Annotated in this window: 27 protein-coding genes and 1 tRNA gene; 12 read left to right on the top strand and 16 right to left on the bottom strand. The window is 63.9% G+C overall.

Annotation, left to right across the window (positions count from 1 at the left end; all coding sequences use genetic code 11):
- The first annotated feature begins 120 nt into the window (after positions 1–120).
- Positions 121–2,907, top strand: a complete 2,787-nt coding sequence (acnA, locus tag KUL25_RS06960; protein ID WP_257892281.1) for an aconitate hydratase AcnA — start codon at positions 121–123, stop codon at positions 2,905–2,907.
- Positions 2,908–2,986: 79 nt separating this feature from the next.
- Here the strand turns inward: acnA and KUL25_RS06955 are convergent, their stop codons facing one another.
- Both KUL25_RS06955 and KUL25_RS06950 read right to left on the bottom strand, forming a co-directional pair.
- Entirely contained in the window at positions 2,987–3,379 is a 393-nt protein-coding gene (locus KUL25_RS06955) for a hypothetical protein (RefSeq protein ID WP_257892280.1), read from the bottom strand.
- A 347-nt stretch (positions 3,380–3,726) separates the two neighbouring features.
- Positions 3,727–4,320: a tyrosine-protein phosphatase gene (locus KUL25_RS06950; protein ID WP_257892279.1), complete on the bottom strand. Its 594-nt coding sequence runs from the start codon at positions 4,318–4,320 to the stop codon at positions 3,727–3,729.
- 78 nt (positions 4,321–4,398) lie between these two features.
- On the opposite strand from KUL25_RS06950, the gene KUL25_RS06945 reads away from it, so the two are divergent.
- Positions 4,399–4,848 (top strand): methyltransferase family protein, encoded by a 450-nt coding sequence (locus KUL25_RS06945; protein WP_257892278.1) that lies wholly within the window; start codon positions 4,399–4,401, stop codon positions 4,846–4,848.
- Between the two features lie 106 nt (positions 4,849–4,954).
- Positions 4,955–5,656: a DUF1223 domain-containing protein gene (locus KUL25_RS06940; protein WP_257892277.1), complete on the top strand. Its 702-nt coding sequence runs from the start codon at positions 4,955–4,957 to the stop codon at positions 5,654–5,656.
- An 18-nt stretch (positions 5,657–5,674) separates the two neighbouring features.
- Here the strand turns inward: KUL25_RS06940 and KUL25_RS06935 are convergent, their stop codons facing one another.
- The 3 genes from KUL25_RS06935 to KUL25_RS06925 are packed head-to-tail and all read right to left on the bottom strand — an operon-like array spanning position 5,675 to position 7,908.
- The gene (locus KUL25_RS06935; RefSeq protein ID WP_257892276.1) at positions 5,675–6,586 is read right to left on the bottom strand and encodes a lysophospholipid acyltransferase family protein; all 912 of its coding nucleotides are present in this window, start codon (positions 6,584–6,586) and stop codon (positions 5,675–5,677) included.
- A 6-nt stretch (positions 6,587–6,592) separates the two neighbouring features.
- Positions 6,593–7,474: a DMT family transporter gene (locus tag KUL25_RS06930; protein WP_257892275.1), complete on the bottom strand. Its 882-nt coding sequence runs from the start codon at positions 7,472–7,474 to the stop codon at positions 6,593–6,595.
- A complete protein-coding gene (locus KUL25_RS06925) occupies positions 7,471–7,908 on the bottom strand; it encodes a protein tyrosine phosphatase family protein (RefSeq protein ID WP_257892274.1) in 438 nt (145 codons plus the stop codon). The genes KUL25_RS06930 and KUL25_RS06925 overlap by 4 nt, the downstream gene beginning before the upstream one ends.
- A 164-nt stretch (positions 7,909–8,072) precedes the next feature.
- On the opposite strand from KUL25_RS06925, the gene KUL25_RS06920 reads away from it, so the two are divergent.
- Positions 8,073–8,402, top strand: a complete 330-nt coding sequence (locus tag KUL25_RS06920) for a TraR/DksA family transcriptional regulator (RefSeq protein ID WP_257892273.1) — start codon at positions 8,073–8,075, stop codon at positions 8,400–8,402.
- A gap of 8 nt (positions 8,403–8,410) precedes the next feature.
- Here the strand turns inward: KUL25_RS06920 and KUL25_RS06915 are convergent, their stop codons facing one another.
- On the bottom strand, positions 8,411–9,436 hold the full coding sequence (locus KUL25_RS06915) for an ester cyclase (protein WP_257892272.1): 1,026 nt from the start codon (positions 9,434–9,436) through the stop codon (positions 8,411–8,413).
- Positions 9,437–9,537: 101 nt separating this feature from the next.
- On the opposite strand from KUL25_RS06915, the gene KUL25_RS06910 reads away from it, so the two are divergent.
- Positions 9,538–10,587 carry an ABC transporter ATP-binding protein gene (locus KUL25_RS06910; protein WP_257892271.1) on the top strand — a complete coding sequence of 350 codons (1,050 nt, stop codon included), beginning with the start codon at positions 9,538–9,540 and terminating at the stop codon, positions 10,585–10,587.
- A 1-nt stretch (position 10,588) separates the two neighbouring features.
- On the top strand, positions 10,589–11,113 hold the full coding sequence (locus tag KUL25_RS06905; RefSeq protein ID WP_257892270.1) for an ester cyclase: 525 nt from the start codon (positions 10,589–10,591) through the stop codon (positions 11,111–11,113).
- A 207-nt stretch (positions 11,114–11,320) separates the two neighbouring features.
- On the opposite strand, the gene ggt is transcribed toward KUL25_RS06905, so the two are convergent.
- Entirely contained in the window at positions 11,321–13,108 is a 1,788-nt protein-coding gene (gene ggt / locus KUL25_RS06900) for a gamma-glutamyltransferase (protein WP_257892269.1), read from the bottom strand.
- A gap of 87 nt (positions 13,109–13,195) precedes the next feature.
- Positions 13,196–13,411, bottom strand: coding sequence for a hypothetical protein (locus tag KUL25_RS06895; RefSeq protein WP_068358741.1), 216 nt, complete (start codon positions 13,409–13,411; stop codon positions 13,196–13,198).
- A gap of 217 nt (positions 13,412–13,628) precedes the next feature.
- On the opposite strand from KUL25_RS06895, the gene KUL25_RS06890 reads away from it, so the two are divergent.
- Entirely contained in the window at positions 13,629–13,901 is a 273-nt protein-coding gene (locus tag KUL25_RS06890) for a DUF2312 domain-containing protein (RefSeq protein ID WP_068358737.1), read from the top strand.
- A gap of 119 nt (positions 13,902–14,020) precedes the next feature.
- Here the strand turns inward: KUL25_RS06890 and KUL25_RS06885 are convergent, their stop codons facing one another.
- Positions 14,021–14,842, bottom strand: coding sequence for a hypothetical protein (locus KUL25_RS06885; protein WP_161489808.1), 822 nt, complete (start codon positions 14,840–14,842; stop codon positions 14,021–14,023).
- Positions 14,843–15,058: 216 nt separating this feature from the next.
- Here KUL25_RS06885 and KUL25_RS06880 point away from each other — a divergent pair.
- Positions 15,059–15,134, top strand: a tRNA-Thr gene (locus tag KUL25_RS06880).
- Positions 15,135–15,368: 234 nt separating this feature from the next.
- Here KUL25_RS06880 and grxB read toward each other — a convergent pair.
- On the bottom strand, positions 15,369–16,007 hold the full coding sequence (gene grxB / locus KUL25_RS06875) for a glutaredoxin 2 (protein ID WP_257892268.1): 639 nt from the start codon (positions 16,005–16,007) through the stop codon (positions 15,369–15,371).
- A 63-nt stretch (positions 16,008–16,070) separates the two neighbouring features.
- Positions 16,071–16,403 (bottom strand): ArsR/SmtB family transcription factor, encoded by a 333-nt coding sequence (locus KUL25_RS06870; RefSeq protein ID WP_257892267.1) that lies wholly within the window; start codon positions 16,401–16,403, stop codon positions 16,071–16,073.
- A gap of 95 nt (positions 16,404–16,498) precedes the next feature.
- On the opposite strand from KUL25_RS06870, the gene KUL25_RS06865 reads away from it, so the two are divergent.
- Genes KUL25_RS06865 through KUL25_RS06850 form a run of 4 tightly spaced genes read left to right on the top strand, consistent with a single transcriptional unit; the run spans position 16,499 to position 19,777 of the window.
- The gene (locus KUL25_RS06865) at positions 16,499–17,500 is read left to right on the top strand and encodes a succinylglutamate desuccinylase/aspartoacylase family protein (RefSeq protein WP_257892266.1); all 1,002 of its coding nucleotides are present in this window, start codon (positions 16,499–16,501) and stop codon (positions 17,498–17,500) included.
- Complete coding sequence (locus KUL25_RS06860; RefSeq protein WP_257892265.1) at positions 17,466–18,485, top strand: threonine ammonia-lyase; 1,020 nt, start codon at positions 17,466–17,468, stop codon at positions 18,483–18,485. The genes KUL25_RS06865 and KUL25_RS06860 overlap by 35 nt, the downstream gene beginning before the upstream one ends.
- Before the next feature lie 16 nt (positions 18,486–18,501).
- Positions 18,502–19,566: an ACR3 family arsenite efflux transporter gene (arsB, locus tag KUL25_RS06855; protein ID WP_257892264.1), complete on the top strand. Its 1,065-nt coding sequence runs from the start codon at positions 18,502–18,504 to the stop codon at positions 19,564–19,566.
- A gap of 25 nt (positions 19,567–19,591) precedes the next feature.
- Positions 19,592–19,777: a hypothetical protein gene (locus KUL25_RS06850; protein ID WP_257892263.1), complete on the top strand. Its 186-nt coding sequence runs from the start codon at positions 19,592–19,594 to the stop codon at positions 19,775–19,777.
- A 181-nt stretch (positions 19,778–19,958) separates the two neighbouring features.
- Here the strand turns inward: KUL25_RS06850 and urtE are convergent, their stop codons facing one another.
- The 5 genes from urtE to urtA form a co-directional block, all read right to left on the bottom strand.
- Positions 19,959–20,654 (bottom strand): urea ABC transporter ATP-binding subunit UrtE, encoded by a 696-nt coding sequence (gene urtE, locus KUL25_RS06845; RefSeq protein ID WP_257892262.1) that lies wholly within the window; start codon positions 20,652–20,654, stop codon positions 19,959–19,961.
- A 1-nt stretch (position 20,655) separates the two neighbouring features.
- Positions 20,656–21,396, bottom strand: a complete 741-nt coding sequence (gene urtD, locus KUL25_RS06840) for an urea ABC transporter ATP-binding protein UrtD (RefSeq protein WP_257892261.1) — start codon at positions 21,394–21,396, stop codon at positions 20,656–20,658.
- Complete coding sequence (urtC, locus tag KUL25_RS06835; protein ID WP_257892260.1) at positions 21,393–22,568, bottom strand: urea ABC transporter permease subunit UrtC; 1,176 nt, start codon at positions 22,566–22,568, stop codon at positions 21,393–21,395. The genes urtD and urtC overlap by 4 nt, the downstream gene beginning before the upstream one ends.
- Before the next feature lie 3 nt (positions 22,569–22,571).
- Positions 22,572–24,527 carry an urea ABC transporter permease subunit UrtB gene (urtB, locus tag KUL25_RS06830; protein ID WP_257892259.1) on the bottom strand — a complete coding sequence of 652 codons (1,956 nt, stop codon included), beginning with the start codon at positions 24,525–24,527 and terminating at the stop codon, positions 22,572–22,574.
- Between the two features lie 69 nt (positions 24,528–24,596).
- A complete protein-coding gene (gene urtA, locus KUL25_RS06825; RefSeq protein WP_427854479.1) occupies positions 24,597–25,850 on the bottom strand; it encodes an urea ABC transporter substrate-binding protein in 1,254 nt (417 codons plus the stop codon).
- Positions 25,851–25,968 lie beyond the last annotated feature (118 nt).

Below are 25,968 nucleotides of genomic sequence, written 5' to 3'. Positions count from 1 at the left end.
TGCGATTGCATACCAAATCACCCAGGGACGTTTTGCCCGATTGTTTGCCACGCGCAACACGGGCACATGCGTCACGAGAGACAGACCTCGCAGCACCAAACCGGACAGGAGCAGCCACCCATGCCCATCACCGTTGGCCACGACACATCCAAGACCCGCAAGACCCTTACCGTTGGGGACCAGTCGGTCGCCTATTATTCCATCGACGCCGCCGAGGCCGCGGGCCTTGGCGATTTCTCCAAGCTGCCTGCCGCGCTCAAGGTGGTGCTGGAAAACATGCTGCGGTTCGAGGACGGCAAGACCGTCACCGTGGACGACATCAAGGCGTTCAGCGAATGGGCGACCCAAGGCGGCAAGAACCCTCGCGAAATCGCCTACCGCCCCGCCCGTGTTCTGATGCAGGACTTCACCGGCGTTCCGGCGGTCGTGGACCTTGCGGCCATGCGCGACGGGATCAAGGCGCTGGGCGGTGATCCGCAAAAGATCAACCCGCTCAACCCTGTGGATCTGGTCATCGACCATTCGGTCATGATCGACGAATTCGGCAACCCGCGCGCGTTCCAGATGAACGTCGACCGCGAGTATGAGCGTAATATGGAGCGTTACACGTTCCTCAAGTGGGGTCAGACCGCGTTCAATAACTTCCGCGTCGTGCCCCCCGGCACCGGCATCTGCCACCAGGTGAACCTGGAATACCTGTCGCAAACCGTCTGGACCGACACGGACCAAAGCGGCGAACAAGTCGCCTACCCCGATACGCTGGTGGGCACCGACAGCCACACCACCATGGTCAACGGCGCCGCCGTTCTGGGCTGGGGCGTGGGCGGTATCGAGGCCGAGGCCGCGATGTTGGGTCAGCCGATTTCCATGCTGATCCCCGAAGTCGTGGGCTTCGAGCTGACGGGCGCAATGATGGAAGGTACCACGGGCACGGACCTGGTTCTGAAGGTTGTTGAGATGCTGCGCGCCCACGGTGTTGTTGGCAAATTCGTGGAATTCTACGGTGCGGGCCTTGATACCCTGCCGCTGGCGGATCGTGCGACCATCGCCAACATGGCGCCTGAATACGGCGCGACCTGCGGCTTCTTCCCGATCGACAACGAGACGCTGCGCTACCTGCGCACCACGGGCCGGGAAGAGGACCGCATTGCGCTGGTCGAAGCCTATGCCAAGGAGAACGGTTTCTGGCGCGGCGATGATTACGCGCCGGTCTACACCTCTACGTTGCACCTTGATATGGGCACGATCGTGCCCGCGATCTCGGGCCCCAAGCGGCCGCAGGATTACGTGGCGCTTACGGAAGCCGCGACGGTTTTCGGTGAGTATATCTCGGGTCAGCGCCCTGAGTGGGACGCGAATCAAGAGGACAAGGCCGAATGGGCCGACGAGGGCGGCCAACTCGCCCCGCGCACCATCCCCGGCGATATCGGCAAGCACAAGCGCGCCAAGGTGGAAGGGGAGGATTACACGATCCACGACGGGACCATCGTCATTGCCTCCATCACGTCGTGCACCAACACGTCCAACCCCTATGTGATGATCGGCGCGGGCCTTGTGGCGCGCAAGGCGCGGGCGCTGGGCCTGACGCGCAAGCCCTGGGTGAAGACCTCGCTGGCGCCGGGAAGCCAGGTGGTTTCGGCCTATCTGGAAGCGGCGGAGTTGCAGGAGGACCTGGACGCCATCGGCTTCAACCTTGTGGGCTACGGCTGCACCACCTGCATCGGCAACTCTGGCCCGATCCAGAAGGAACTGTCGGACGCGGTGAACAAGGGCGACATCATCGCCACCTCCGTCCTGTCGGGCAACCGCAACTTCGAGGGGCGCATCAGCCCCGATGTGCGGGCCAACTATCTGGCCTCACCGCCGCTGGTGGTGGCCTATGCGTTGGCCGGTGACATGAATGTGGACCTGACCAAGGACTCGCTTGGCAAGGACAAGGACGGCAACGACGTCTACCTCAAGGACATCTGGCCCACGACGCAGGAAGTCGCGGAACTGGTGGAGAAGACCGTGACGCGCCAAGCCTTCCAGGAGAAGTACGCCAGTGTCTTTGAGGGCGATGAAAAGTGGCAGGGCGTCGAGGTGCCGCAACAGGAAACCTACGATTGGCCCGCGACCTCGACCTACATCCAGAACCCGCCCTACTTCCAGGGCATGACCATGGACACCAAGGAGATCGAGAACATCGAAGGCGCGAAAGTGCTGGCGCTGTTGGGTGACATGATCACCACGGACCACATCTCGCCGGCCGGGTCCTTCGCGGAAACCTCGCCCGCCGGTCAGTATCTGGTGGAGCGTCAGGTGCCGGTGCGGGAATTCAACTCTTACGGGTCGCGCCGTGGCAACCACGAGGTGATGATGCGCGGCACGTTTGCCAACATCCGCATCAAGAACGAGATGCTGGATGGCGTGGAGGGCGGCTATACCCTTGGGCCGGACGGCAAGCAGACGTCGATCTTCGACGCGGCCATGGCGTATCAGGAACAGGGCACGCCGCTGGTGATCTTTGGCGGTGAGCAATATGGCGCAGGTTCCAGCCGTGACTGGGCCGCGAAGGGGACGAACCTTCTGGGCGTGAAGGCGGTGATCGCTGAATCGTTCGAGCGGATCCACCGGTCCAACCTTGTCGGCATGGGCGTTATCCCGTTCGAGTTCACCGGCGGTGACACCCGCAAGAGCCTTGGCTTGAAGGGGGATGAGACGGTTTCTATCCACGGTTTGGATAGCGTCACCCCGCTGGCCGAGGTCCCCGCGACGATCACCATGGGCGACGGCAGCGCGAAGGAGATCACGCTGAAGTGCCGGATCGATACCGGCGTGGAGATCGAATACATCGAGAACGGTGGCGTGCTGCATTACGTGCTGCGCAACCTGGCGCGGGACGATCAGCCCATCGCGGCGGAGTAAGCTGCTTTAAATGCGTAAAAAAGCCGGGGCCTGCGCTTGCGGGTCCCGGCTTTTTCATGGGCTGAGCAGGGTCGTTGGCTCAGGCGGCGCGGCGTCGGGCCACGCCTGTGCCGCCAAGCAGCAACAGAGCCGACGCAGGCAGTGGAATGGCGGCGGAGACGGGCGTACCGACAAGGGTTCCTGTGAGGGGGAATCGCTGGCCTGCGCCTGAGGTGCCGGTGCAGCTGCTGTTGAGGCACGCGAAGACGCCGAAATAGAATTCGTTCGTCATGGTTCCACCTGTATTGTTGAGAGCGGGGGCAAGGCTTGCAGAAGAGAAGCCCCCGGCGAAGACACCGGTCAGATCCGCAACGGTCGAACTGACGAAATCCAATCGGCCAACCGCCGCATTGACCTGTCGCGCCGACGTCAGAGAGACGACACCCTGAACCGTGTCCGAGTAGGAGATGTTCGCGTCGGAATAGATGCCCAAATCAGCGTCTTAAACAAACGACCCATTGGCCCTGACGTTGAAGTTGATGTTCGAGTAATCCAACATCCATTGGACGGGCACCGCCCGCACCGCCCCGGAAAATAGAGTGGCCGTTGGTGTCAAAGCGGCGAGACAACGCGTGACCATATCAGAAATCCTCTGTGAAGACCTGAACCGATATAGTTTTTCTGCGGTTTGCCAGGCGTTCTCTTCAGGCAATCGGCCAGCGTTCGGCACAGCGCAGCGGGGGCAGACGGCACCGCTTGCCGCGCAAACGCCCCGCGAAGACCCGCCCTTCGCAGCGGGGGCGTCCCGGATCATGATGACCAGGCTGGGCCCGGTCACGCTCAGGACATCAGACCGACCTGATCATAGTGATCGCGCACCCACTCCTCGAACCCGATGCCGGTTGTGGCATGGGCAGTGGCGTAGGCATCAAGCAGATTGTTCACGATCCCGGCGCGGCCAAACGGGTTGTGGATGAAACGCAGGCCCAGTTGCTTGCGCGCCTCTTCCAGGGGCACGCCCTTGAAGACATGCAGATAGATCGTCGCGGCAAGGCCGGTGCGGTCCGAGCCGGACTTGCAGTGGATGACCATGGGTTTGGGCATCTCTCGGATCGCGTCCAAGAGGCCCAGAAGCGACTCCTTGCGTGGCAGGATCACCGCGCGCATTTCCAATGCGCGAAACTCCAGGCCCAGATCGGCGCAGGCGCGGGCCTCTAGCTGGCTTGGGGCAGAGGTGGCGCCGCGCAGGGTCAGGATCGAGGCGGCACCCATCGCCTTGAGCTGCGCCAGGCGCGCGGGGCTGGGGTGGTTTTGCCGCCAGACCTCATCGTCGAGCTTGTGGAAATTCGTCCATAGCGCGCGCAGGGCCCCGTGGTCTTTCAACCAGTAAAGGAACCAGAGCCTGAGGGCAGAAGGGGGCGGCGGCTGCGTCATCCGTGCCGCGGTATCATGCGATTGCTTATGAGGTCCAGCGGCCTTGCGCCTGACCTGCCGCCCCGCCAAGGTGCCCCCATGAAAGGCTTCCCCGATCTTCCACCCCTGTGGCTGCTGGCTTTCATGGCTGCCGCCTGGGCCTTGGCGCGCTATGCGCCCGATCCGCAGATGCCCTTGGGCCTGATCAAGGGCGGGGGCATTGCGTCGGCTGCCGTCGGCCTGGCCCTCATCTTCTGGTCGGCGTTCTGGTTCTGGCGCAAACGCACCACGATCGAGCCGCACCACACGCCCGGAGCGTTGATCGTCGAAGGGCCCTACCGGCTGTCGCGCAATCCGATCTACCTTGGCATGGTGATGATCTTGTGGGGCTATATCTGCTGGTTGGCCTTCTTGCCGTCGCTGCTGTTGGCGCCATTGTACATCCTTATCCTTTCCCGGCGGTTTGCGATTCCGGAAGAACGGGCGTTGGTGGAGGCTTTCGGCGAGGAAGGGCGCGCCTATCTGGCCGCCACACGGCGCTGGATATGAGGGCCGCGCGCGCTGTCACATTGTCTCGCGAACGCTTGATTGGCCTTCGCCGCCCCGATGACCTACCTATCGGTGACCTGGGACAAAACGCACGGATGACCACCTGATGACGCACCGCTTTGGGATCTTTTGCGCTGCAACGATTGCGGCATTTGCCACGCCTGCCTTGGCTGACGACCCCGTTGTGGTGGAGCTTTTCACCTCGCAAGGATGCTCGTCATGTCCGCCTGCCGATGCGCTGTTGGGCGAGTTGGCCGAGCGTGAAGACGTCATCGCCCTGGCGCTTCATGTCGATTACTGGGACTACATCGGTTGGGCCGATACCTTTGCCACCGACGCCTTCACCCAGCGCCAACACGCCTATGGCCGAGCGGCGGGTTCTACCGTCGTCTACACGCCGCAGATGGTGATTGGCGGGGTGGATCATGTCATCGGTAACCGTGCCATGGACGTGGCAGACACCATTGCCGCCCATCGCAGCACGCCCAACCCGGTTTCCGTGGAAACCGCGTCCAGCCAGAGCGGCTGGCAGGTGCGCGCGATCTGGGTCGGTGAGGGGCAGGCCCCGCAGATGGTCGTGCAGGTCGTGACCTATTCGCCCGAAGAACACGTGGACATCACCCGCGGTGAAAACGCGGGCCTGTCAACGGCCTATCATAATGTCGTACGGTCGTGGCAGGTTGTGTCTGACTGGTCCGGCGCACAGGCGTTTGAGGCCGAGGTGCGGCCCACGGGTGAATTGCCCCATGTGGTAATCGTCCAGACCGACGGGTTCGGCGCGATCCTTGGGGCGGCGCGGTTGGACTGAGCCCCCCGGATCAAGCTTTTACGCCTTGCCCTGTGCTCTTCGCAGGGCCTTTTCAGCGCGCTCGGGCTTCCAGCGATTGTGCACCCAGAACCATTGTTCGGGCGCGGCGTGGACCCGTGCGGTCAGGCTGTCGTTCAGCGCTTGAGTCATCGTCTCGGCATCCGTGTGCGGCACCGGGGCCTCCAGCTCGATCCTGAAGTCGAGGCCGTTTTCCAACCGGGTCGAATAGATCGGCACCAAAAGCGCGTCGTATTTCAGCGCCATCTCGGTGGCGGCGGTCGACGTGGGGGCAGGGTGGCCCATGAAGTCGAAAATCGGGCCGTCAAAGAGGTATTGATCGATCAGGATCGCCCCCTGCGCGCCAGAGCGCAGGTGTTTGACGAACCCCGCCAGCCCGCGCCTGTCGCGCGTGAAGGCCCCGCCGCCGACGTCTTCGATGGTCGCGATATAGTGGGCATTGAGATAGTCGTTGTTCAACGGCCGGTAGAGGCCCCCCATCCGGTAGCCCCGCGCATTGAGCGCCGCGCGCCCGGCCTGATAGTTCCCGTAGTGACCCGAGATGAACAGGATCGGGCGCCCCTGTGCCCGGGCTTGTTCGGCGGCGGCCCAACCGGGGCCCGTAGGCTCCCATGTCAGGGCGCGGGTCATCTGGTGCGGCGTGGCGTAGTTCTCCATCACCACCCGGCCCACGTTATCGAGGACGGCACGGGTGATCTGCGCGCGCTGCGCCGCTGGCATGTCGGGATAGACCATCGCTAGATTCTTGTCGGCCTGTCGCTTGCGGCCCGTCAATGGCCCGACCACGGTGCGAAACAGCCATCCCATCACCGCCACGCGGACCCGGTGCGGCAGGCGCAGGGCGACCCAGATCACCCCGCGCCAAAGGCGGTCGACAATCCAATCAGACGGGGTACGCCCGGGGGTGGACATTTGGGGTCAAGCTCCGGGGGCAGAGGCGGCAGAGACACGGGTTTCGCGATGCCAGACATAGACACCAGCCCCCACGATCACAAGCGCCCCAAGGATTGTCGCCGCATCGGGCACCTCGCGAAACAGGACCAGGCCCCAGATCGTGGAATATACCACGCCCGCGTAACCGAAGGGCGCGACGGCCCCGGCCTCGGCGGTGGTCAACGCGCGGATCAGCAGGAATTGCCCCGCCGCGCCTACGATACCGAGACCCAGGAAAATGCCCCAATCGCTTGCTGCGGGCGGCTGCCAGACCGGTACCACAAGGACCGAAGCGGCCATGGTACCGATCAGCGCGGTATAGAGGAACGAGGTCAGGATCGGCTCGTTCCGGCCCAGAAAGCGCGTGGTCAACGCGTAAGAGGCATAGCAGAATCCCGCCGCCAAGGGCAGCAGCGAGGACCACATCATCACGTCGCCGCCGGGTCGGATGATGATCAACGCACCGGTCAGCGCCAGCGCGATCCCGAGGATCCGGCGCGGCCCCAAGGGTTCGCGCAGAACAAGCGCCGCGCCAAGGGTCAGCAGCACCGGGTGAATGTTCATCACGGCGGTGGCCGAGGCGATTTCCATGAACGAGAGCGACGTGAAAAAGCACCAGGTCGCTGCGAACAGGAAGGCCGAGCGCACCAGTTGCAGGGCCAGATTCCGCGTCCGGATCAACTGCGGCAGGCGCGGCGCCAGCAAAAGGGCCACCACAAGCATCTGCCCCGCATAGCGCGCCCAGACCACTTGGGCCACGTCGAAGCGCGTCATCAACAATTTGGCCACGGCGTCCATGGCCGAAAACAGCAAGATCGCCGACAGCATCAGGATGATGCCCTGCGCTGTGGGGGAGAGTTTGCTCACCCTTGGGTGTTGCGCGCGGCAGCGGCCTCCAGCGCGGGGCGGAGTTGCTCGAACGGGTAGCCGTGGGAGGTGCCGATCGCGATGATCTCGTCGACCGGAACATGGCCTGCCACGCCGAAGGCCCAAACCACCGTGCAGCGATTACCCGAAGCGCAATAGCCCACAACCGGCCCCTCTGCGTCGGCCAGTGCATCGGCCTGTTCGTCCACGTGATCCTGGCTCATCGTGTGGCCCTGGAAGGGGTTGTAGATGAAGTCGATGCCATGGGCCTCGGCCTCGGCCTGCATGACGGCGGCTTGCAGCGCGGGCGGGTTTTCCATGTCCGGGCGGTTGCAGATCAGCGTCTTGACGCCCATCGCCGCAAGCGTCGCGATGTCAGATGGCTCGATCTGGGGGGTGACGGAATAGGTCGGGGTGATTTGGCGAAGATCCATGGGGCAAGTCCGGGCTAAGAGATATGGGCGCAACCTGCCCCAATCGCGCAGCGAGGGAAAGACTGTCGCGCGACTTGATGCATATCAAGGTGGCGCACGCGGTGAATTGGCAAGTTTGGAAGAAGAGGGCCCTGATCAGGGTCAGTCAAGAAGAGGGCGCAGCCATGAGAGAAGACTTAACACAACGGCGCAAGGCGTTGATGGCGCGGTTGAAGGATCTGACCCAGCGGATGTCGACGATCGATGCTCAACTCGATACGCCGAAGACCCGCGACTGGGAAGATCGCGCGATAGAATCGGAAGGCGATGAGGTGCTGGAAGGGCTTGGCCACGCCAGCGAGGCGGAGGTGGCGTTGATCCGCGCGGCCTTGGCGCGGATGGACCGGGGCGAATACGGTTTGTGCACCTCCTGCGGCGAAGCGATCTCGAGTGACCGCCTCGATGTTCTGCCGTTCACGCCGCTCTGCCGGATCTGCGCGACGGAGCGTGGCTGATGGGCACGTCATCCTGCACCGATTGCGCCGGGAATTGCGCGCGCGCCAAGCAGTTCAACACCCATTTTATGGGCCATGAGGGGGATGTCGAAAGGCAGCCAGTTCTCGGTAATGAGTCCCGCCCCGTCGGAACGGGCGTCGGAACGGGCGTCGAAATGGTAGAAATCCATGACATCCATCCAGACCTGACGTCCGGTGGCGGGCATTCCTAGGTAGGGCCCGGTCTGGGTGGCATAAAGCCGCCCCCCGGTCAGGGCAAATTGGCCATCTGCGATGCGCACGAAGTGGCCCTTGGAGTGGCGGTCCGGCACGGCCTTTCGGAACGGGATCTGGTGGTGGCGGCGAAAGCCGTCCACGCCACGACATATGCCGATGCCTGCGGCCGCGTAATACATGAAATTCGGGTCCCAATGGGCCATGGTCAAGCCGCTGACGTCCGCGCCCACGTGGGTATTGAGCGCGTTGTGCATGTCCAGCACCGCCGCCATGGCGGCATTGCCGCCTGCCTCATCAACCGCACCCATCCGCACACCGCCGCCACCCTTGGGACCGGGCCACATGCCGCGGGCCCCGCGCATCGGGGGCAGGGGAAACTGGCCCGCCTGGTCCATCAGGTCCAGGAAATCCGGCAAGATCCACGCCCGCGCGATCTGGCCCGCGTCGTTGAGGTGATGCACCTCGCAGATCCGCAGATGCACGACCCCGCCCGTGGGGGCGATCCCCTGCAACGGCTCTGTGAACGTGCCCTGCCAATGGCCGAAAGAGCCCACGAGGGGCGAAAAGCGCGGTGCGTCGGTGCGCGTGTCGGGGTGGTTGTGTCCGGCGATGAAGATCTCGGGCCGCCACTCGGCATCGGGTAGGGCGCGGTGCAGATCGGCGTAGAAGCGCGCAAGCGCCGGCCCGGTCGATGTGCCATAGGGATGCGCGATCTCGGCAACGGCGTCTGGGGCGAAGTGGGTCGCGACCTTCCCCCCGCCTGCAAGCGCTGACAAATGCCCCCACATCCGTGCCTTGTCCTGAACCAAATCCCGCATCGCGCGTCTCGCCTGTTTTTGCAATCCTATGCAAAAACCTTGCGTCAGTTGTCAGCGGCTGTCTAGATGCAGATGAATCGACCGCGCGAAGGGCACATCACATGGCACAGATCCGGCTTGACCACGTCTCCAAACGCTGGGGCAACTTCGTGGGTGTGGATGATTTTCACCTCGATATCGAGGATCAGGAGTTCCTTGTGCTGCTGGGGCCTTCGGGCTGTGGCAAGACCACGACGATGCGGATGATCGCCGGGCTGGAGGACCCCAGCGGCGGTGAGATCTGGATTGGGGACCGCGAGGTCACGAGCCTTGATCCAAAGGACCGCGACGTGGCGATGGTGTTCCAGAGCTACGGCCTCTACCCCAATATGACGGTGTGGGAGAACATCCGCTTTCCCCTGAAGGTCCGCAAAGTCCCCGAGGCCGAACACGAAGAGCGTGTCGCCCGCGCCGCCGCCATGGTGGAACTGGAAGACTTCATGCACCGCAAGCCCGCCGCTCTGTCCGGCGGTCAGCGCCAGCGCGTGGCGCTCGCCCGCGCCATCGTGCGCGAGCCGCAGGTCTTCCTGATGGACGAGCCGCTTTCCAACCTCGACGCCAAGCTGCGCGTCAGCACGCGGGCGCAGATCAAGAACCTGAGCCACGAATTGAAGGTGACGACGATCTATGTGACCCACGACCAGATCGAGGCGATGACGCTGGCTGACCGTGTCGTGGTGATGAAAGCGGGCGTGGTCCAGCAGGTGGGCACGCCGACGGATATCTACGACAACCCCGCCAATACCTTTGTGGCGGGCTTCATCGGCAGCCCGGCGATGAACCTGATGGAGGGCGAGATCACCGAGGGAACCTTCAAGGGCGACCGCGTGTCTGTCCCCGGCCTGTCGGGGGCGAACGGAAAGGTGACGCTGGGGTTCCGGGCCGAGGACGCCAGTGTGACAGAGGCGGGGCAAGGCGCGATCAACGCGTCCGTCTACTCGATGGAGCTGCTGGGGGATGCCACCATGGTCACGGTCCGTGCCGGGGGCACGATGGTGGCGGTGAAGGCCGCCAAGGACTACCGCGCCAGGATCGGGGAGCCCGTGGGCATCGCCTTGTCCGAGGGGATCACGCACCTTTTCGACGCGACAACCGGCACGCGGATCGCCTGACATGAAAGGTAGCCGTCCCGAGCAAGCGGTCCTGAGCCGCGACACCGACATGTCGAAGACCGAGGCCACCCGCGCGGTGATCGAGGGCATGGTCGACGGGCTTAATGACCACCGGATTACCGACATCGGCGAGTTCTTCGCCGAGGGTTTTCGCTGGATGGGCAACCGGGGCTGCGGCACCAAGGAGGGGCTGCGGGAATTTCAGGACAATTGGCAGAAACCGTTTCAGGCAGCGTTTTCGGACAAGGTCTGCGTGGACGAGGCGCGCCTGTACATGGGCGAATGGGCGGCGGCCTTCGGGCGGCAGGAGGCGACGCATTCGGGGCGCTTCATGGGCATTGAGCCCACGGGCAAGCGGGTGACGATCCGCTACATGGATTTCTGGAAGGTCGTAGACGGCAAGATCGTCGACAACTACGTGATGGTCGACTTCCCCGACGTGCTGGCGCAACTGGGCATAGACGTCTTCGGCGGCGAAGGGTGGGAGGCGTTTGACGAAGGACGCGCAAAGCCGCCAGCGCCCTGATCTGACCAGATAGAGCGGCTGCGCCGCATTATTCTTATAAGAGGAAGGGGGCCAGCCCCCTTCGCGCCCTTTCGAGGAAAGAGCGCCTACCCCCGGAGTTTTCCGGCAAGATGAAGGGCGGGCGATGTCCGCGAGGGCGTGTCCATCTTCATCTTGCTAGAAAAACTCCCGCCGGAGGCTGCACCAACGTGCCTTTCAGCGCGGCGTTTATTGTCCAAGCGCGATGCCTTCGCGGCGTGGGTCTGCCCCGCCCTGGAGGCCGCCTTCGGTTATGGCGATGGCGTGCAAGCCCGAGTTGAGGCCACGGATACTGACCTCGTATCCCAGCGCCTCCAACCCCTCGGCCAGGGCCTCCGCCTCGGTGCCCTCTTCGACATCGAAGGTGCCGAAGCGATTGACGGCGTGGGGCAGGGCGATGGCGTCCTGGATGTCGAGGCCCCAATCGTAGTGCGCGATGATCGCGGTGGCCACGTAGCCGATGATGCGCGAGCCGCCGGGCGAGCCGATGGCGAGGATCGGTTCACCGTCACGCATCACGATGGTGGGCGACATGGAGGAGCGGGGGCGTTTGCCGGGTTCGAGCCGGTTGGCGATGGGCACACCGTCGGCGTGGGTGCGGAAGCTGAAATCGGTGAGTTCATTGTTGAGCAGGAAGCCCCCCGGGGTCATCAGGCGCGAGCCAAAGCCGTTCTCGATCGTGGTGGTCATCGACAGGACGTTGCCGTAGCTATCGACGATCGAGATGTGGGATGTGCTTGGAAATTCAAGGCTTTGGTCGTCAGCCCAAAGTTGCGCGTGGTCCCATGTCGGCGTGCCGGGCGCGATGTCTTCCAAGGCCATGTCGGTGTCCAGAAGGGCGGCACGCTCGGCCAGGTAGGCCGGGTCCACAAGGCCTTCGGTCGGCATCGGCACATAGTCGCTGTCGGCCATGTAGCGGCCCCGGTCAGCGAAGGCGAGGCGCGAGGCATCGCCGATGATGCGCCAGGCGTTGAGGTCGTCGGGGCCGCCAAGGTCATAGGCGGAGGCCATGCCGAGGATTTGCCCCACGGTCAGCGCACCCGACGAAGGTGGGCCCATGCCGCAGACGTCCATGTCGCTGTATTCTGCGCAGACGGCGGGGCGCTCGATCACCTCGTAGACCGCAAGATCGCGCATCGATAGCACGCCGGGATTACCCTCGGCGTGGCGCACGGTGTCGATGATCCCCTCGGCGATTTCACCCTCGTAGATGGCATCGGCGCCGTCGGCCTGCATGGCGCGCAGGGTGGCGGCGTAGGCGGGGTTCATCAGGGTTGATCCCTCGGCCAGCGGCACGCCGCCGGGCAGGAAATAGGCGGCGGTAGCGGGGAAGGTGGACAGCCGCTCCGCGTCGCCAGCGATGGAGGCCGCCATGCGGGGCGAGACCTGAAAGCCGCCCTCTGCCAAAGTGATAGCGGGGTCCAGAAGCGCGCCCCAATTGGCGCGGCCCCAGCGGCGGTGGGCGTCTTCCATCAACGCGGGCGTGCCCGGCGTGCCCACGGAGAGGCCGCCGACAACGGCGTCCCAAAAGCCCATTGGCTCGCCATCTTCGGTCTGAAACAGGCGCGGTGTGGCGGCGAGCGGTGCGGTTTCGCGGCCGTCCAACGTGGTCAGCGCGCCGTTTTGCGCGTCATACCACACCAGGAAGGCGCCCCCGCCGAGGCCAGAGCTTTGCGGCTCCACCAATCCAAGCACGGCTTGCACCGCGACCATGGCGTCTGCGGCCGTGCCCCCGGCGGCCAGAACATCGGCCCCGGCCTCTACCGCCAGCGGATTGGCGGCCACGACCATCCAATCCTGGGCCACCACCGGATCGCCGGCATCGCGGGCGGCCATGGCGGCGCTGGCACGATCGGACAAGGCGTAAGGGACTGTTTGTGTTCCTGTTTCCGGCGCGACCGTATCGGCGGCCTGTTGCGTCAATGCGGGTGTTGCAAAGGCAATCGCGACGAGAATCAGGGGCAGGGTCGGGCGCATGGGGCAATCTCCGGGCAATGAGCACAGACCCCATTGGGTGACGCAACGGCAGCCAAAGTAAAGCCCCCGCCGCGCTATTGGCGAGGATCAGCCGAGGAAGACGCCCAGAACCACGCACATCAGGCCCAGGACCGACAGGAACAACGCGCCCATGTTGATCGCCACAACCTTCTGCAGGCGTGCGCGCATGGCTTCATCCTCAAGGTTTGCGCGTTTGGCGGCGAAGGCTTCATAGATGCAATATCCCAGCAAGCCGAGACCCGCGACCGTCATCGCGCTGCCGCCTATGACCAACCAATCCATGCCTGTGCCCTCTCGTTGTTCGGCGGAACCCTACGCGACGATCGCGCTGGATTGAATCCCAAATCCTCTTTCGAGACCCAGGAATTCAACGCTTCACGCGTGGCGTGTCCCGGCCCGTGGGCAGGGAGCGCGCCGCGCTATCGCCAAGCCTTGCAGGGCGCGCGCGGCACGGCTACGGAGGGGGCAACGTGAACCCTCCAACCAGACGAGGCCCCCGATGGATGACAATCAAAACGCTGACGCCCGCCCCGACAGCTACCGCGTGACCGCCGACGAGCTGCGCCAGTTCATCGAGCGGATGGAGCGGTTGGACGCCGAGAAAAAGGACCTTGCCGAACAGCAGAAAGAGGTCATGGCCGAGGCGAAAGCGCGCGGCTACGACACCAAGGTGATCCGCAAGGTCATCGCCCTGCGCAAGCGCGAGCCCGACGACATCGCCGAGGAAGAGGCGGTGTTGGAGATGTACAAGGAAGCGCTTGGCATGAGCTGAGGCAGGGGTGCCATGGGGGGAGAACCGGGACATTCCTGCCAGGGCACCAAAGCGCTGCGGGCCGGGCGCCGGTAGACCGGGCCTTGGCCCGGGGTGCACCGATACGGCCTTGCGCGTGGTTATGGTGTCAGCAACGTCACGCCGGGGATACGGGCGATCACGTCCATATCCTCGTCATAGCTTTGGGACATCTCGTCCATCAGCTCTTCCGTCCAGCCCGGCAGGTTTAGCGTCTCTTCGATCTCGTCTTCCTTGGCGTAGCGCTCCAGGAAGGCGGCAAGCACGCGGCGGCGCTGGGTTTCGGTTTCAGGCGGGTTGTCATCGAGCCAGACGCGCATGCGCCGATAGCCCTCGTCCTCCATGATCGAGGCGGCAAGGTCATCGGCCCCGTCCAGATCCGCCGTGGGGCCAACGCCCGCCAATTCGCGCAGGATCTCGCCCCACAACAGGGGCGTATCCTCATTGCACCACACGGTGATGCGGCAGTCGGGGTGGGCCAGTTGCAGGCGGCGCAGCATCTCGGACCAGGCGACGGCGTGGGGCTGCATGTTCTCGGTGAACTCGCGGAAATCCGAGAAGCGAGAGGCCTTGAAGAGGGCCGGGATCAGCGTGGCGGGGTCGCGCATGCCGATGAAGAATTCCACCTGCGACTGCGGAAACAGCGCCCGCAGGCCGGTGGCGGCACGCTCGATCATCGGCCAGATCTGTGCGCCTTGGACGACAAGGCGATTGATGCACACGAAACGCGGGTCCGACAGGACAAGCCGGTCGACCTCGGCGTCATCGACAATGGCATCCAGAAGCGCGTCTTGCACATCCTCGCCCGCCGGACGCCCCTTGAGCGCGCGGGCCGTGTCGCGAATGACCGAGCGGTAGCGCCCCGGCGTTGGCACGAAAATACCTGCCTGCGCCAGACGCAGGCGGTTTTTCAGCAGCGACATGATCAGTTGATCTGCGTCGGTGCAGGGTGCGCCAAGATGATAGACAACCTGCATGGCCTGTTTTCTGCCCTGAGCGGTTTTTCTGTACCCTATACCGGAGGCGCAACCGGGTGCAATTGCCGTTGTCCCGCGCCTGAACGCGCCCGTCGTTTTCCCCGTTGCCCGCCGCCACCAAATCTTGCTATAGCGCGCACAAGGCGCGGTTCGCGCCGGTGTGCCCCTATAGCTCAGCTGGTAGAGCAACTGATTTGTAATCAGTAGGTCCGCGGTTCGAGTCCGTGTGGGGGCACCATTACGCTGCAATGCTTGCAGCGGTTTCTGGTGAGCACTGGTTCCATCGCGCGCGGATTGTTTCCGTCGCGCGCGGATTGTCCGGGGGCACCTGTTTGTGATCGCCTTGCAGATGGCCGTGTTGTCGTTGAGGTGCACGTTGTGGCTCAACGCGCGTCCGATGCCGCAAAGAAGATCTTGGTCGTGATTGGCGCATCTGGCTGACGGGTCTGGAGTGCCTGCGGGCGCGCGGCGTTCAAACCGTGGGGAGGGGCGGGATTTGGAGCTGCGCCATCATTGTTGCAAAATAGGCGTCTACCGGGCCCGGAAATTCCAGGCCTTCCACCACGGCCACGGACCGCAGCAGTGGCAAGATACGGATATCGTCCCGTGACAAGGTGCCGTTGATCGCCGTGGGACTTTGCACATTGGCCGCCAGATCATCGAGGATCGGCATCAGCCGAGACAGGTAGTCACGTGTCCTGGCGCGCAAGGCTTGCATGTCTGGATAAGCGTCGCGTTTGCGGACAAGGAAATGATCGCGCGCGGCACGTGTCCTAAACTCGGGCAGGGGCAAAAGCCCATAGCGCGGCATGGTCAGGTAGGGCGTGACCTCCAACAACTGCTCGGCAATTTTCGCGATCTCGGGCCGCTCGGGACCGGTCAGAACCGGGGTGCCGATGGCATCGATATAATTGACCATGTCCCAACTTTCGAGCATCGGTGTCCCGTCGTCGCGCACAAGGATCGGGATGACGCGGCGCCCGACCAGATCGACCATCACGGCGCTGTCGTCGTCTTCGACGACCTGTTCGACCAGCGGAATGTCTTTGAGCCGCGCCGCCATGCGGACGCGAAAACACAGCGAGCAATGTTCAAACATCAGCAGTTTCACACAAGATCTCCTGTGCGGGCGGGATTCCTGGACCCGGACGGGGTGGGGGCTTTTGACATCACCTCAGGCCTCCAGATCAAGAAGGCTCAGGATATCGCCGCAGTTGCGGACCTTGCCGCCACAACAATCCGCAAGCAGGAAACCGACGAGGGCGTTGATCGATTCCAGATTGGCGCAATAGCGAATCTCGCGCTGGTGCCGGGTGCTTGTCACCAGGCCCGCCCGCTTCAGGATCGCCAGATGGCCTGACAATGTCGAGGGTTTTGCGGCAAGGTGGTCCGCAAGGGTCAGCGATGGCACACCGTCTGGCGCATGGCGGACAAGCAAACGGAACGCAGCCAAACGTGTTGGGTGGGCCAGGGCGGCGAAGGCGTCGATGGCGGTATTCTGATCCATGCTACGGCAATACCCGAAATATCGAAGATTGACCAGAGGGCGCCATTGCCCTAGCCCGGATGTCACTTCTGGCAGTAGCCGAAACAGGGAATGGCATGACCGGGACACTGATCACCACAGAGGTCGACTTCGCTGCCGAGGGCAAACAGACGGGCTACCTGCGGGTGCCGCATTCGGTGCACCGTTCGGCCTATGGCTGGATTCCGGTGCCGGTGACGGTCATCCGGAACGGCGACGGTCCGACCTTGGTGATCAGCGCGGGGGTGCACGGCGATGAATACGAGGGACAAATCGCGGCCGCCACCCTTGCACGGACGCTGGAGGCCGCTGACCTACGGGGCCGCCTGATCCTTTTGCCGATGATGAATTTCCCGGCCGCCGAGGCAGGCACGCGTGTGTCGCCAGTCGACCAGGGCAACCTCAACCGGGTTTTCCCCGGCGACCCCAAGGGCACGCCGTCAGAGATGATGGCCCATTACCATGAAGAGGTGATCCTGCCCCTTGCCGACTATGCGGTGGACCTGCATTCCGGCGGCACGTCATTGATCTATCCCGCGACCGTGCTGCGAGGTCCGGGGCACACGCCGGAGGAAGAGGCGGGTCTGCGCCTTCTGACCGAGGCGTTCGATCTGCCCTATGGCTGGCAGTTCACCGGCGGTGGGGGCCGGGGCAGTACGGCACGCACTGCCATGGGGGCCGCCAACCGCAAGGGCGTGATCAATGTCATGGCCGAGTTGGGCGGGGCGGGCTGCGTCACCCCCGATATCCTGCGGCGCACCGAGCGTGGACTGCGTCGCATCCTGTCAGCTTTGAAGATGTTACCCGGCGAGGCGCTGGATCCGCCCCAAGGCACGCGGATGCTGACGGCGCGCGGTGTCGTTGCGGCCTACCATCCCGGCGTGTTCGAGCCTCTGGCAAACATTGGCGACGACGTCACCAAAGGCGAGCTGATCGCCCTGATCCACCACCCTGAGACGCCGGGCCAGGCCCCGGACGAGGTACATGCATCCCATGACGGGATGATCCTTGCCCTGCGCGCCATGGCACAGGTGCGGCGCGGCGATGCGCTGTTCCAGATCGCCTCTGATCCGGTCTGAGATGTTGGCCCCGGACGTCACCCTTGACCACATCCGCCGCGCGGCGCGTGCCCTGGACGGTATTGTGATCCGTACGCCGCTTCTGGAAAACCCCGACGTGAATGCGCTACTTGGCGGTCGCCTGCTGCTCAAGGCCGAGAACATGCAGCGCACGGGGGCGTTCAAGATCCGGGGGGCCTATCACCGCCTTTTGGGCCTTGCGAAGGACGCGCTGGCGCGCGGCACGGTCTCCTATTCGTCGGGAAACCACGCGCTGGGGCTGGCGCAGGCGGCGCAGATCATGGACACCACGGCAGTGATCGTCATGCCCTCGGACGCGCCTGCTGCCAAACAGGCGGCGGTGCGCGCCATGGGGGCAGAGATCGTGACTTATGACCGCGATACCCAGGACAGCGCCGATGTGGTGGCGCAGGTCATCGCACGGACCGGACGGATCGAGGTGCCCCCCAGCGCCCATCCCGAAATCCTTGCAGGGGCGGGTACGGTCGCGTTGGAATTGCTGGAAGACGCGGGCGGCGATCTGGACGCCGTGCTGGTGCCCTGCGGTGGAGGCGGGCTGACGGCGGCAACGGCGTTGGTCATGGAAGAGGGCGCGCCAGGCACCCAGGTGTTCGCGGCAGAACCGGCGCTCTTCGACGATACCCGCCGTTCGCTGATTGCACAGGAGCGTCTGCCCAACCCCAAGGGCCAGCGCACGATCTGCGATGCGATCATGACGCCGATCCCCGGAGACATGACCTTTTCGATCAACCGCAACCGCCTTGCGGGCGGCGTGACAGCCACCGACGACGAGGTGCGCCACGCGATGCGTTTCGCCTATCAACATTTCAAGATTGTCACCGAACCCGGCGCCGTTGTCGGGCTGGCGGCGGTCCTGAACGGACAGGTGCCCATCAAGGGCCGCACCGTCGCCACCGTGATCACCGGCGGCAACATCGACCCGGCCCGCTTTGCCGAACTTCTTTCCCCTCCCACACTGACCTGAACGGACGACGCCAGTTATGACCGACATCCCCAAAACCGACAGCACCAAGACCGGGGGCGCCATGGGCGCTTTTGAACGCTACCTGACCGTCTGGGTCGCCCTTGCCATGGTGGTGGGGATCGGGATCGGCACCATTGCGCCCGGCCTCGTCTCGGCCATCGCCGCGGCCGAGGTCGCCTCGATCAACCTTGTCGTGGCGGTGCTGATCTGGGCCATGGTTTACCCCATGATGGTCAGCGTCGATTTCGGCGCGGTGGCGGGCGTGGCGAAGCAGCCCAAGGGTCTCTTGGTGACGCTGGCGGTGAACTGGCTGATCAAGCCTTTCACCATGGCATTCCTGGCCGTGCTGTTCTTTGACTACGTCTTTGCGCCCTTCATCGCCCCCGAGGATGCCGCGCAATACATCGCGGGCCTGATCCTGCTGGGCGCTGCGCCCTGCACCGCGATGGTCTTCGTTTGGTCGCAACTGACGCGCGGGGATGCGACTTATACGTTGGTGCAGGTCTCTGTGAATGACCTGATCATGGTGGTGGCCTTCGCGCCCATCGTGGCCTTCCTGCTGGGCGTCACCGATATCGTGGTCCCGTGGGAGACGCTGGTGCTGGCCACCGTGCTCTACGTCGTGCTGCCGCTGTTGGCGGGGCTGGCGACACGGCGTCTGTTGGGCAGCAAGGACCGGATCGATGCTTTCACCGCCCGCATCAAGCCGTGGTCGGTGGTGGGCCTGATCGCGACGGTCATGATCCTCTTCGGCCTTCAGGGCGAGGTGATCTTGCAACGCCCGCTTCTGATCGCGCTGATCGCGGTGCCGATCCTGATCCAGTCCTATGGGATCTTCGCGCTGGCCTATGGTGCAGCCTATGTCCTGCGCGTGCCGCACCGGATCGCCGCCCCCTGCGCCATGATCGGCACGTCGAATTTCTTCGAGTTGGCCGTCGCTGTCGCCATCAGCCTTTTTGGCCTGAACTCCGGCGCGGCGCTGGCAACGGTGGTGGGGGTTCTGGTCGAGGTGCCGGTGATGCTGTCGCTGGTGGCCTTTGCCAACCGAACCCGGGCGCGTTTCCCGGAGATGTCGGGGTGAGCAACGCGCCTTCGAATTCGACGAGGTGATCGAGAGCCGCGCCGTGCCTGCCCTCAAGCACCGCCGGATCGTGTTGAGCGACGACGCGATGGAGCTGTTTCCCGCGGGCGTGGCGAACATGGATTTCCGCGTCGCCCCCTGCCTCACAATTGCGATGCAGACCCGTGCCGCCCACGGGTCTTCGGCCACGAGGCGGTGCCAGACGCGTTGACCGCTTTCCCAAGGAAAGGCGCCGTATGAGATCTGACCCGAGGCACCGTCTTCGGCGCGGAGGGTGCCGGTTTTGGGCATCTCAACATCGCGTGCCCACGGGCCAGGCTGGCGGGTGCCCTAGATGTCTGCGCCGCGCGATCCGAGAACGCCCGGCCGGGTAGCTGCGCATCGATGCGGCGCTACAGGCTGAACGCGCCTTGCACCTGGTCGCGGGTCGTGTCGGCCTTGGCGCTGGAAAACACCGTCTCACCGCGTTTGAGGACGTAGAACCTGTCGGCCAGATCGAAGGCGAAATCGAAGTATTGCTCGACCAGCACGATCGCCATTTCCCCCTCATCGCGCAACTGCGCAATGACGCGGCCGATCAGCTGGATGATATTGGGCTGGATGCCTTCGGTCGGCTCATCCATCAGCAATAGCTTCGGCTTCGTGACCAAGGCGCGCCCAATGGCCAGTTGCTGCTGCTGCCCGCCGGAAAGGTCGCCTCCGCGACGGCCCTCCATCTCTCGCAATACGGGAAACATCTCGTAGATGCGTTCGGGCACCTCCCGTGCGCCCTTGGGCAGGCAAGCAAGGCCCGTCTCAAGGTTCTCACGCACCGTCAAAAGCGGGAAGATCATCCGGCCCTGCGGCACGCAGGCGACACCCATCTGCGCCAGCCTGTGTGCGGGCAGTTTCGGTACCGCGACCCCGTCCAACAGAACTTCCCCGCCCGAGCGTGCGTGCGTCCCCGCAATTGCCTTCATCAGGGATGTCTTGCCGACACCATTGGTGCCCATCACGCAGGTCACTTCGCCCTTCGCGGCCTGGACCGAGATGCCGTTGAGGATCTTACTGCCACCGTAGTGAAGCGTTAAATCGCGTGTTTCCAACATATTAGCGCCCCAGATAGACTTCAACGACACGCGCGTCGGCCATCACGTGATCAAGCGAGCCTTCGGCCAGCACCGCCCCCTCGTGCAGCACCGTGACCCGGCACTCGAGGCGGCGCACGAACTCCATATCGTGCTCCACCACCACCACCGCGTGACTTTGCGCGAGGCGCTTGAGTAGCGCCGTCGTATGCTCGCGCTCTGCCGTGGTCATGCCTGCGGCAGGCTCATCGACCAACAGCAGCTTGGGATCCTGGGCCAGCAGCATCCCGATCTCCAGCCATTGCTTTTGCCCGTGGGACAGGATGCCCGCCGGGTCGCCCAGATGGTCCGCCAGTCCGATTTCCGCGGCGATCTCTTCGATCCGCGCGCGGTCGGCGTCACTGGTCTTGTCGAAGATTGCCGCCAGTGGTCCCCGCGGCTTTTTCAGCGCGACGCGCAGGTTGTCGTCAACCGATTGATCCTCGAACACCGTGGGGCGCTGGAACTTGCGCCCGATGCCCTCTTGGGCGATCTGCGCCTCGGACATCGACAGCAGCGAATGGCCCATGTCGCCCCAACGCACCGTGCCGCTGTCGGGCCGGGTCTTGCCGGTCACGATATCCATGAAGGTCGTCTTGCCTGCCCCGTTGGGGCCGATGACGGCGCGCATCTCTGGCAGGCCAATGGTAAAGCTGAGGTTATTGATCGCGCGGAAACCGTCGAAGGTGACGGAAACGCCCTGAACCTCTAGAAGCGTGCTCATGGGCGATCTCCTGCGGTTGGTTTACGCACGATGTAGTCGACCAATCCGCCAAGCCCCTTCGGTGCGAAGAGCGTGACCAGCACAAACCCGAGCCCCAGCAGGACCGGCCACCAATCAACCCATTCGATCCGCAGCGCCCCCAACGCCACATCCGGTGCGCGGCCTCCGGTGAAATACGTCGACAAAAGCGAGACTACGGCGGCCCCGATCACCGCGCCATACAGCCTGCCGCGTCCGCCAATGGCGACCCAAACGGCCAGATAGATAGAGGCAATGGGCGCGATTTCGTCCGGGTTGATGATGCCCGCCTGCGGGTAATAAAGCGCGCCCGCGATACCGCAGAGGATGCCCGACAGCGTGAAGACGAACAGTTTGAACACCTCCACCCGGTAGCCCAGAAACCGCACCCGCAATTCATCATCGCGGATCCCGCGGATGATGTTGCCGAATTTCCCCGAGATCAGCCACGCCGCCCCGATATACGACAGGCCCAGAGCCACCGCAGAGGCCCAGAAGAACCAGATCGAGATGCGATCCTGCCCGATATCCTCGGCGCCCGGTAGGTTCTGCAACCCCGACAACCCATTGTTGCCGCGCAGGCCGGTGTCATTCTGGAAAAGGTAAAGCGACAGCGCCAGCGTCATCGCCTGGGTCAGGATCGATAGGTAAACGCCAGTCACCCGGCTGCGAAACGCCAACCATCCAAACACCAATGCCAGCACGCCCGGCACCGCCACGATCAGGATCAGCGACAGGAACAGATTGTCCGAAGCCGCCCACATCCACGGCCAGTCATCGGCCCCTACGACGCTGAAAATCTGCAAGGCGGTGGCCTGATTGACCTCGGCCTCCGTGGGGGGAATGACCCCTTCGGCCAGGTTGGCACGCACCACGGCCTCGGTCCGCGCGGCCATCAACCACATGCCGATGACATAGCCGCCAAGCCCGAAGAAGGCGAAGTGCCCAAGCGACAGGATCCCGCAGTAGCCCCAAACCAGATCCATCGCCAAGGCGGCGAGGCAGAGGCACAGCGTCATCCCCAGCGTCTTGGTGAACGAAATCGACATCGCGCCCGTCCCGTAGGCCTCTGACAGAACTGTCACGCCAAGGGCGAACATGGCCAGCGCGCCGATGAAAATGGGGACGGATTTATTGCGGACAAAGATGCTCATGAATCAATCCCCCGCCGCGCGGCCCTTGAGGGCGATGATGCCCCTGGGCCGGAACTGTATGAACAGGATCACGAAGAGGATCATGTAGGTCTGCGCCGCCAAGGTGTTGGATGGGTTCAGCCATTCGACGGCCTTCTGGAAGCCGCCGATCATGCTGGCGCCCACAAGTGTGCCGAAGATGTTGCCGACGCCGCCCACGACCACGGTCATGAAGCTTTGTACGATGTAATTGGCGCCCATGTCGGGCGTCACCTGCGCGAAAAGGCCAATCGCCACGCCCGCGATCCCGGCGATGCCCGAGCCGAGGCCGAAGGTCAGCATGTTGATCCGGTCGGGGTTGATTCCCATAGACGCCGCCATGGCAGGGTTCTGCGTCACAGCGCGGACCTCAAGGCCCAGGCGGGTGCGGTTCAGGATCAGCCACAGGACCACGAAAAACACCAATCCCAGCAGAAAGATCGCGATGCGGATCGACGAGATCGAGATCACGTCATTGATCGCCACCGATCCCGCAAGCCAATCGGGCGGCGTGAAGGGGCGGGCCTGGGTGCCGAAGATCTGCCGGGTGATCTGTTGCAACGCGATGGAGATCCCGAAGGTCGCCAAAAGCGTCTCTAGCGGCCGATGATAGAGCCACCGAATGACCGAGCGTTCCATCGCGACCCCCATCGCGAAGGTCACGGCGAAGGCCAGCGGTAGGGCGATGGCAATCGACAGCGTGTAATCAGGGACCAGCGTCTGGACGAGGTAGCCGGTGTAGGCGCCCGCCATGATGAATTCGCCATGGGCCATGTTGATCACGCCCATGACGCCGAAGGTGATGGCCAGCCCGATGGCGGCAAGAAAGTAGATCGAGGCCAGTGAGAGCCCGTCTAGCGACAGATCCAGAAACCGGTAGGCTCCCACGCGCGTCTCGATCCCGTCGAGGGTGGCGCGGGCGGCATCGGTCACGGGGTGCGAGGCCTCTCGATACTGGTCGTAGAAAACGTGGCTGGCCAGCGCTGCCGTAACCTCGGCGTCACTTGGCACGGGCTCGGCCAGCCCCTCGGCCACCAGCGCGGCATAGGCGGTGTCACGGGCGGCTTCGGTGTTCAGCGTGGCGACGGGCACGCCGCCAACGCGGCCCTCGTCGATGTTGGCCGCCAGCACATCGCGTTGCGCCGCGCGGCTGATCCGGGGCGGTGCAAGCTCTGCCTCGACGAGCATGTCGTAGGCGTCAGCCTCGGGCAGGGCGGCGCTGCCAGGCGTCAGGACAGTGGCGATATTCAGGTCGTCGGGCAGGGCCAAGCCGACGTTGCGGGTGGTAGAGAGCAGTTGGTTCAACGTCGCCCGTGCCTCTAGGCTGACATTGCCTGCCAGCGCCTCGATCGCTGCGATCCTCTCGGCATCGTCTTGGGCAAAAGCGATGACGACGGCGGGGAAGACGACCTCCAGCCGGGCGCGCACGACCGGGTCGTCCTCTATCGCCAGCCGCGCTTGCAGCAGGGACAGGTGGCTTTCCTCGGGGTCGTCCGCGATGGTGTCGAGCGCCTCCAGACGCGCCGTGGGATCAGCCGCACCCAGTTGGAATTGCACTAGCGCGCTGCCGATCACACCGCGCACGCCGCCGTTGGGGCGCAACTGCGTGACATCGCGCGACCCGGCCTGACCAATCGCCGCGCCGCTGGAAATATCCAGCAGGGTCAGAGGGTCGGAGGCCGCGTCTTCGACATAGACGAAAAGCCCGTCGGCATCGCGGCGATAGACCTCGCGCGCTTGCCAGCGGGCGAGGAAGCCGGGCAACTCGGGGTGGCCGCTGGCGACCAGCGCGTCCAGCGTCTCACCCACGGTGCGGCGCGACGGATCGCTGATCTGCTCGGCATGGATTTGCAACAGATCCTGCAACGGCGCGTCTTGGGCAGACACGGGCCCGGGAATGCAAAGTGCCGCAAGCACGACAAGAAGGTGTATGAATTTCATAGGGTTGCCTGACAGCAAGGGTGGTATGGCGGGTCGCGTCGCGCGACCCGCCGCAAGGTCTTGAGGTGCTTAGTAGTTGGACTGGATCTGTACGCAGGTCTCGGTCTCGGTGTTGTACATACCGCATTCCAGACCCGGCCAATCAGAGACCAGAACCGCCGATTCAGGCAGGAAGTCGGTCCAGGCATCGCCCGCAACAGGCTCGGTCTGGCTGATGATGTCGAACTGCCCGTCGGGGCGGATCTCGCCGATCAGGACCGGCTTGGTCAGGTGGTGGTTGGGCAGCATCTCGGCAATGCCGCCGGTCAGGTTCGGGACCTGAATGCCGTACATTGCCTCGCGGACCGCATCGACATCCGTGGTGCCAGCGGCCTCCACAGCCTGAACCCACATGTTGAAGCCGATGTAGTGGGCCTCCATCGGGTCATTGGTCGGGCGTGCCTCATCGCCGATGAACTCATGCCAGTTGGCGATGAATTCCTCGTTCTCGGGCGTGTCGGCGGACTGGAAGTAGTTCCATGCCGCGAGGTGGCCGGCCAACGGCCCGGTGTCGAACCCGGCGAGTTCCTCTTCACCGACCGAGAAGGCCACGACGGGGATGTCATCGGCCTCGACGCCCTGGGCGACCAGTTCGTTATAGAAGCCCACGTTCGCATCGCCGTTGATCGTCGAGATGACGCCCACCTGGTCGCCCGTCTCACCCAAGGCTACCACGTCGGCGACGATGGAGGACCAATCGGAATGACCGAAGGGCGTGTAGTTGACGAAGATGTTCTCGGCCGGGATGCCCGCGTCAAGCAGGTACTGCTCCAGAATGCGGTTGGTGGTGCGGGGATAGACGTAATCGGTGCCAAGAAGCGCGAAGCTTTCCACGCCCAGTTCTTCGATGAAGTAATCCACCGCCGGGATCGCCTGCTGGTTCGGTGCGGCGCCGGTGTAGAAGACGTTGCGGCTGGATTCCTCACCCTCGTACTGGACCGGGTAGAACATCAGGCCGTTGAGCTCTTCCAGAACCGGCAGGGCGGATTTGCGCGACACGGAGGTCCAGGCACCAAAGATCACGTCCACCTCATGGACGGTCAGCAACTCGCGCGTGCGTTCGGCAAACAGGGGCCAATCGGACGCCGGATCGACCACGACGGGCACGATTTCTTCGCCCAGAAGACCACCGGCGGCGTTTTGTTGTTCGATCAGCATCAGCATGACGTCGCGCAGCGTGGTCTCGGAAATTGCCATCGTCCCAGTCAGCGAGTGCAGGATGCCGACTCGGATTTCTGCGGATGCAGTATGGGCGGTAACCAGTGACAATGCGCTGGCAAGCATTAGTTTTTTCATAGAGATCCCTCAGACGTAAGCAAAAGTATTTTGCATGTGCAGCATTATGGATAGCGATTGACGTGGTGTTGTCTGCTGCTAGTTTTGCGCCTTGGTGTTGCGTTTT

Origin of the sequence: Gymnodinialimonas phycosphaerae, assembly GCF_019195455.1 — a bacterium.
Taxonomy (GTDB): domain Bacteria; phylum Pseudomonadota; class Alphaproteobacteria; order Rhodobacterales; family Rhodobacteraceae; genus Gymnodinialimonas; species Gymnodinialimonas phycosphaerae.
The sequence above is the reverse complement of the archived record's forward strand: the minus strand, read 5'-3'. Positions and strand labels throughout refer to the sequence as shown.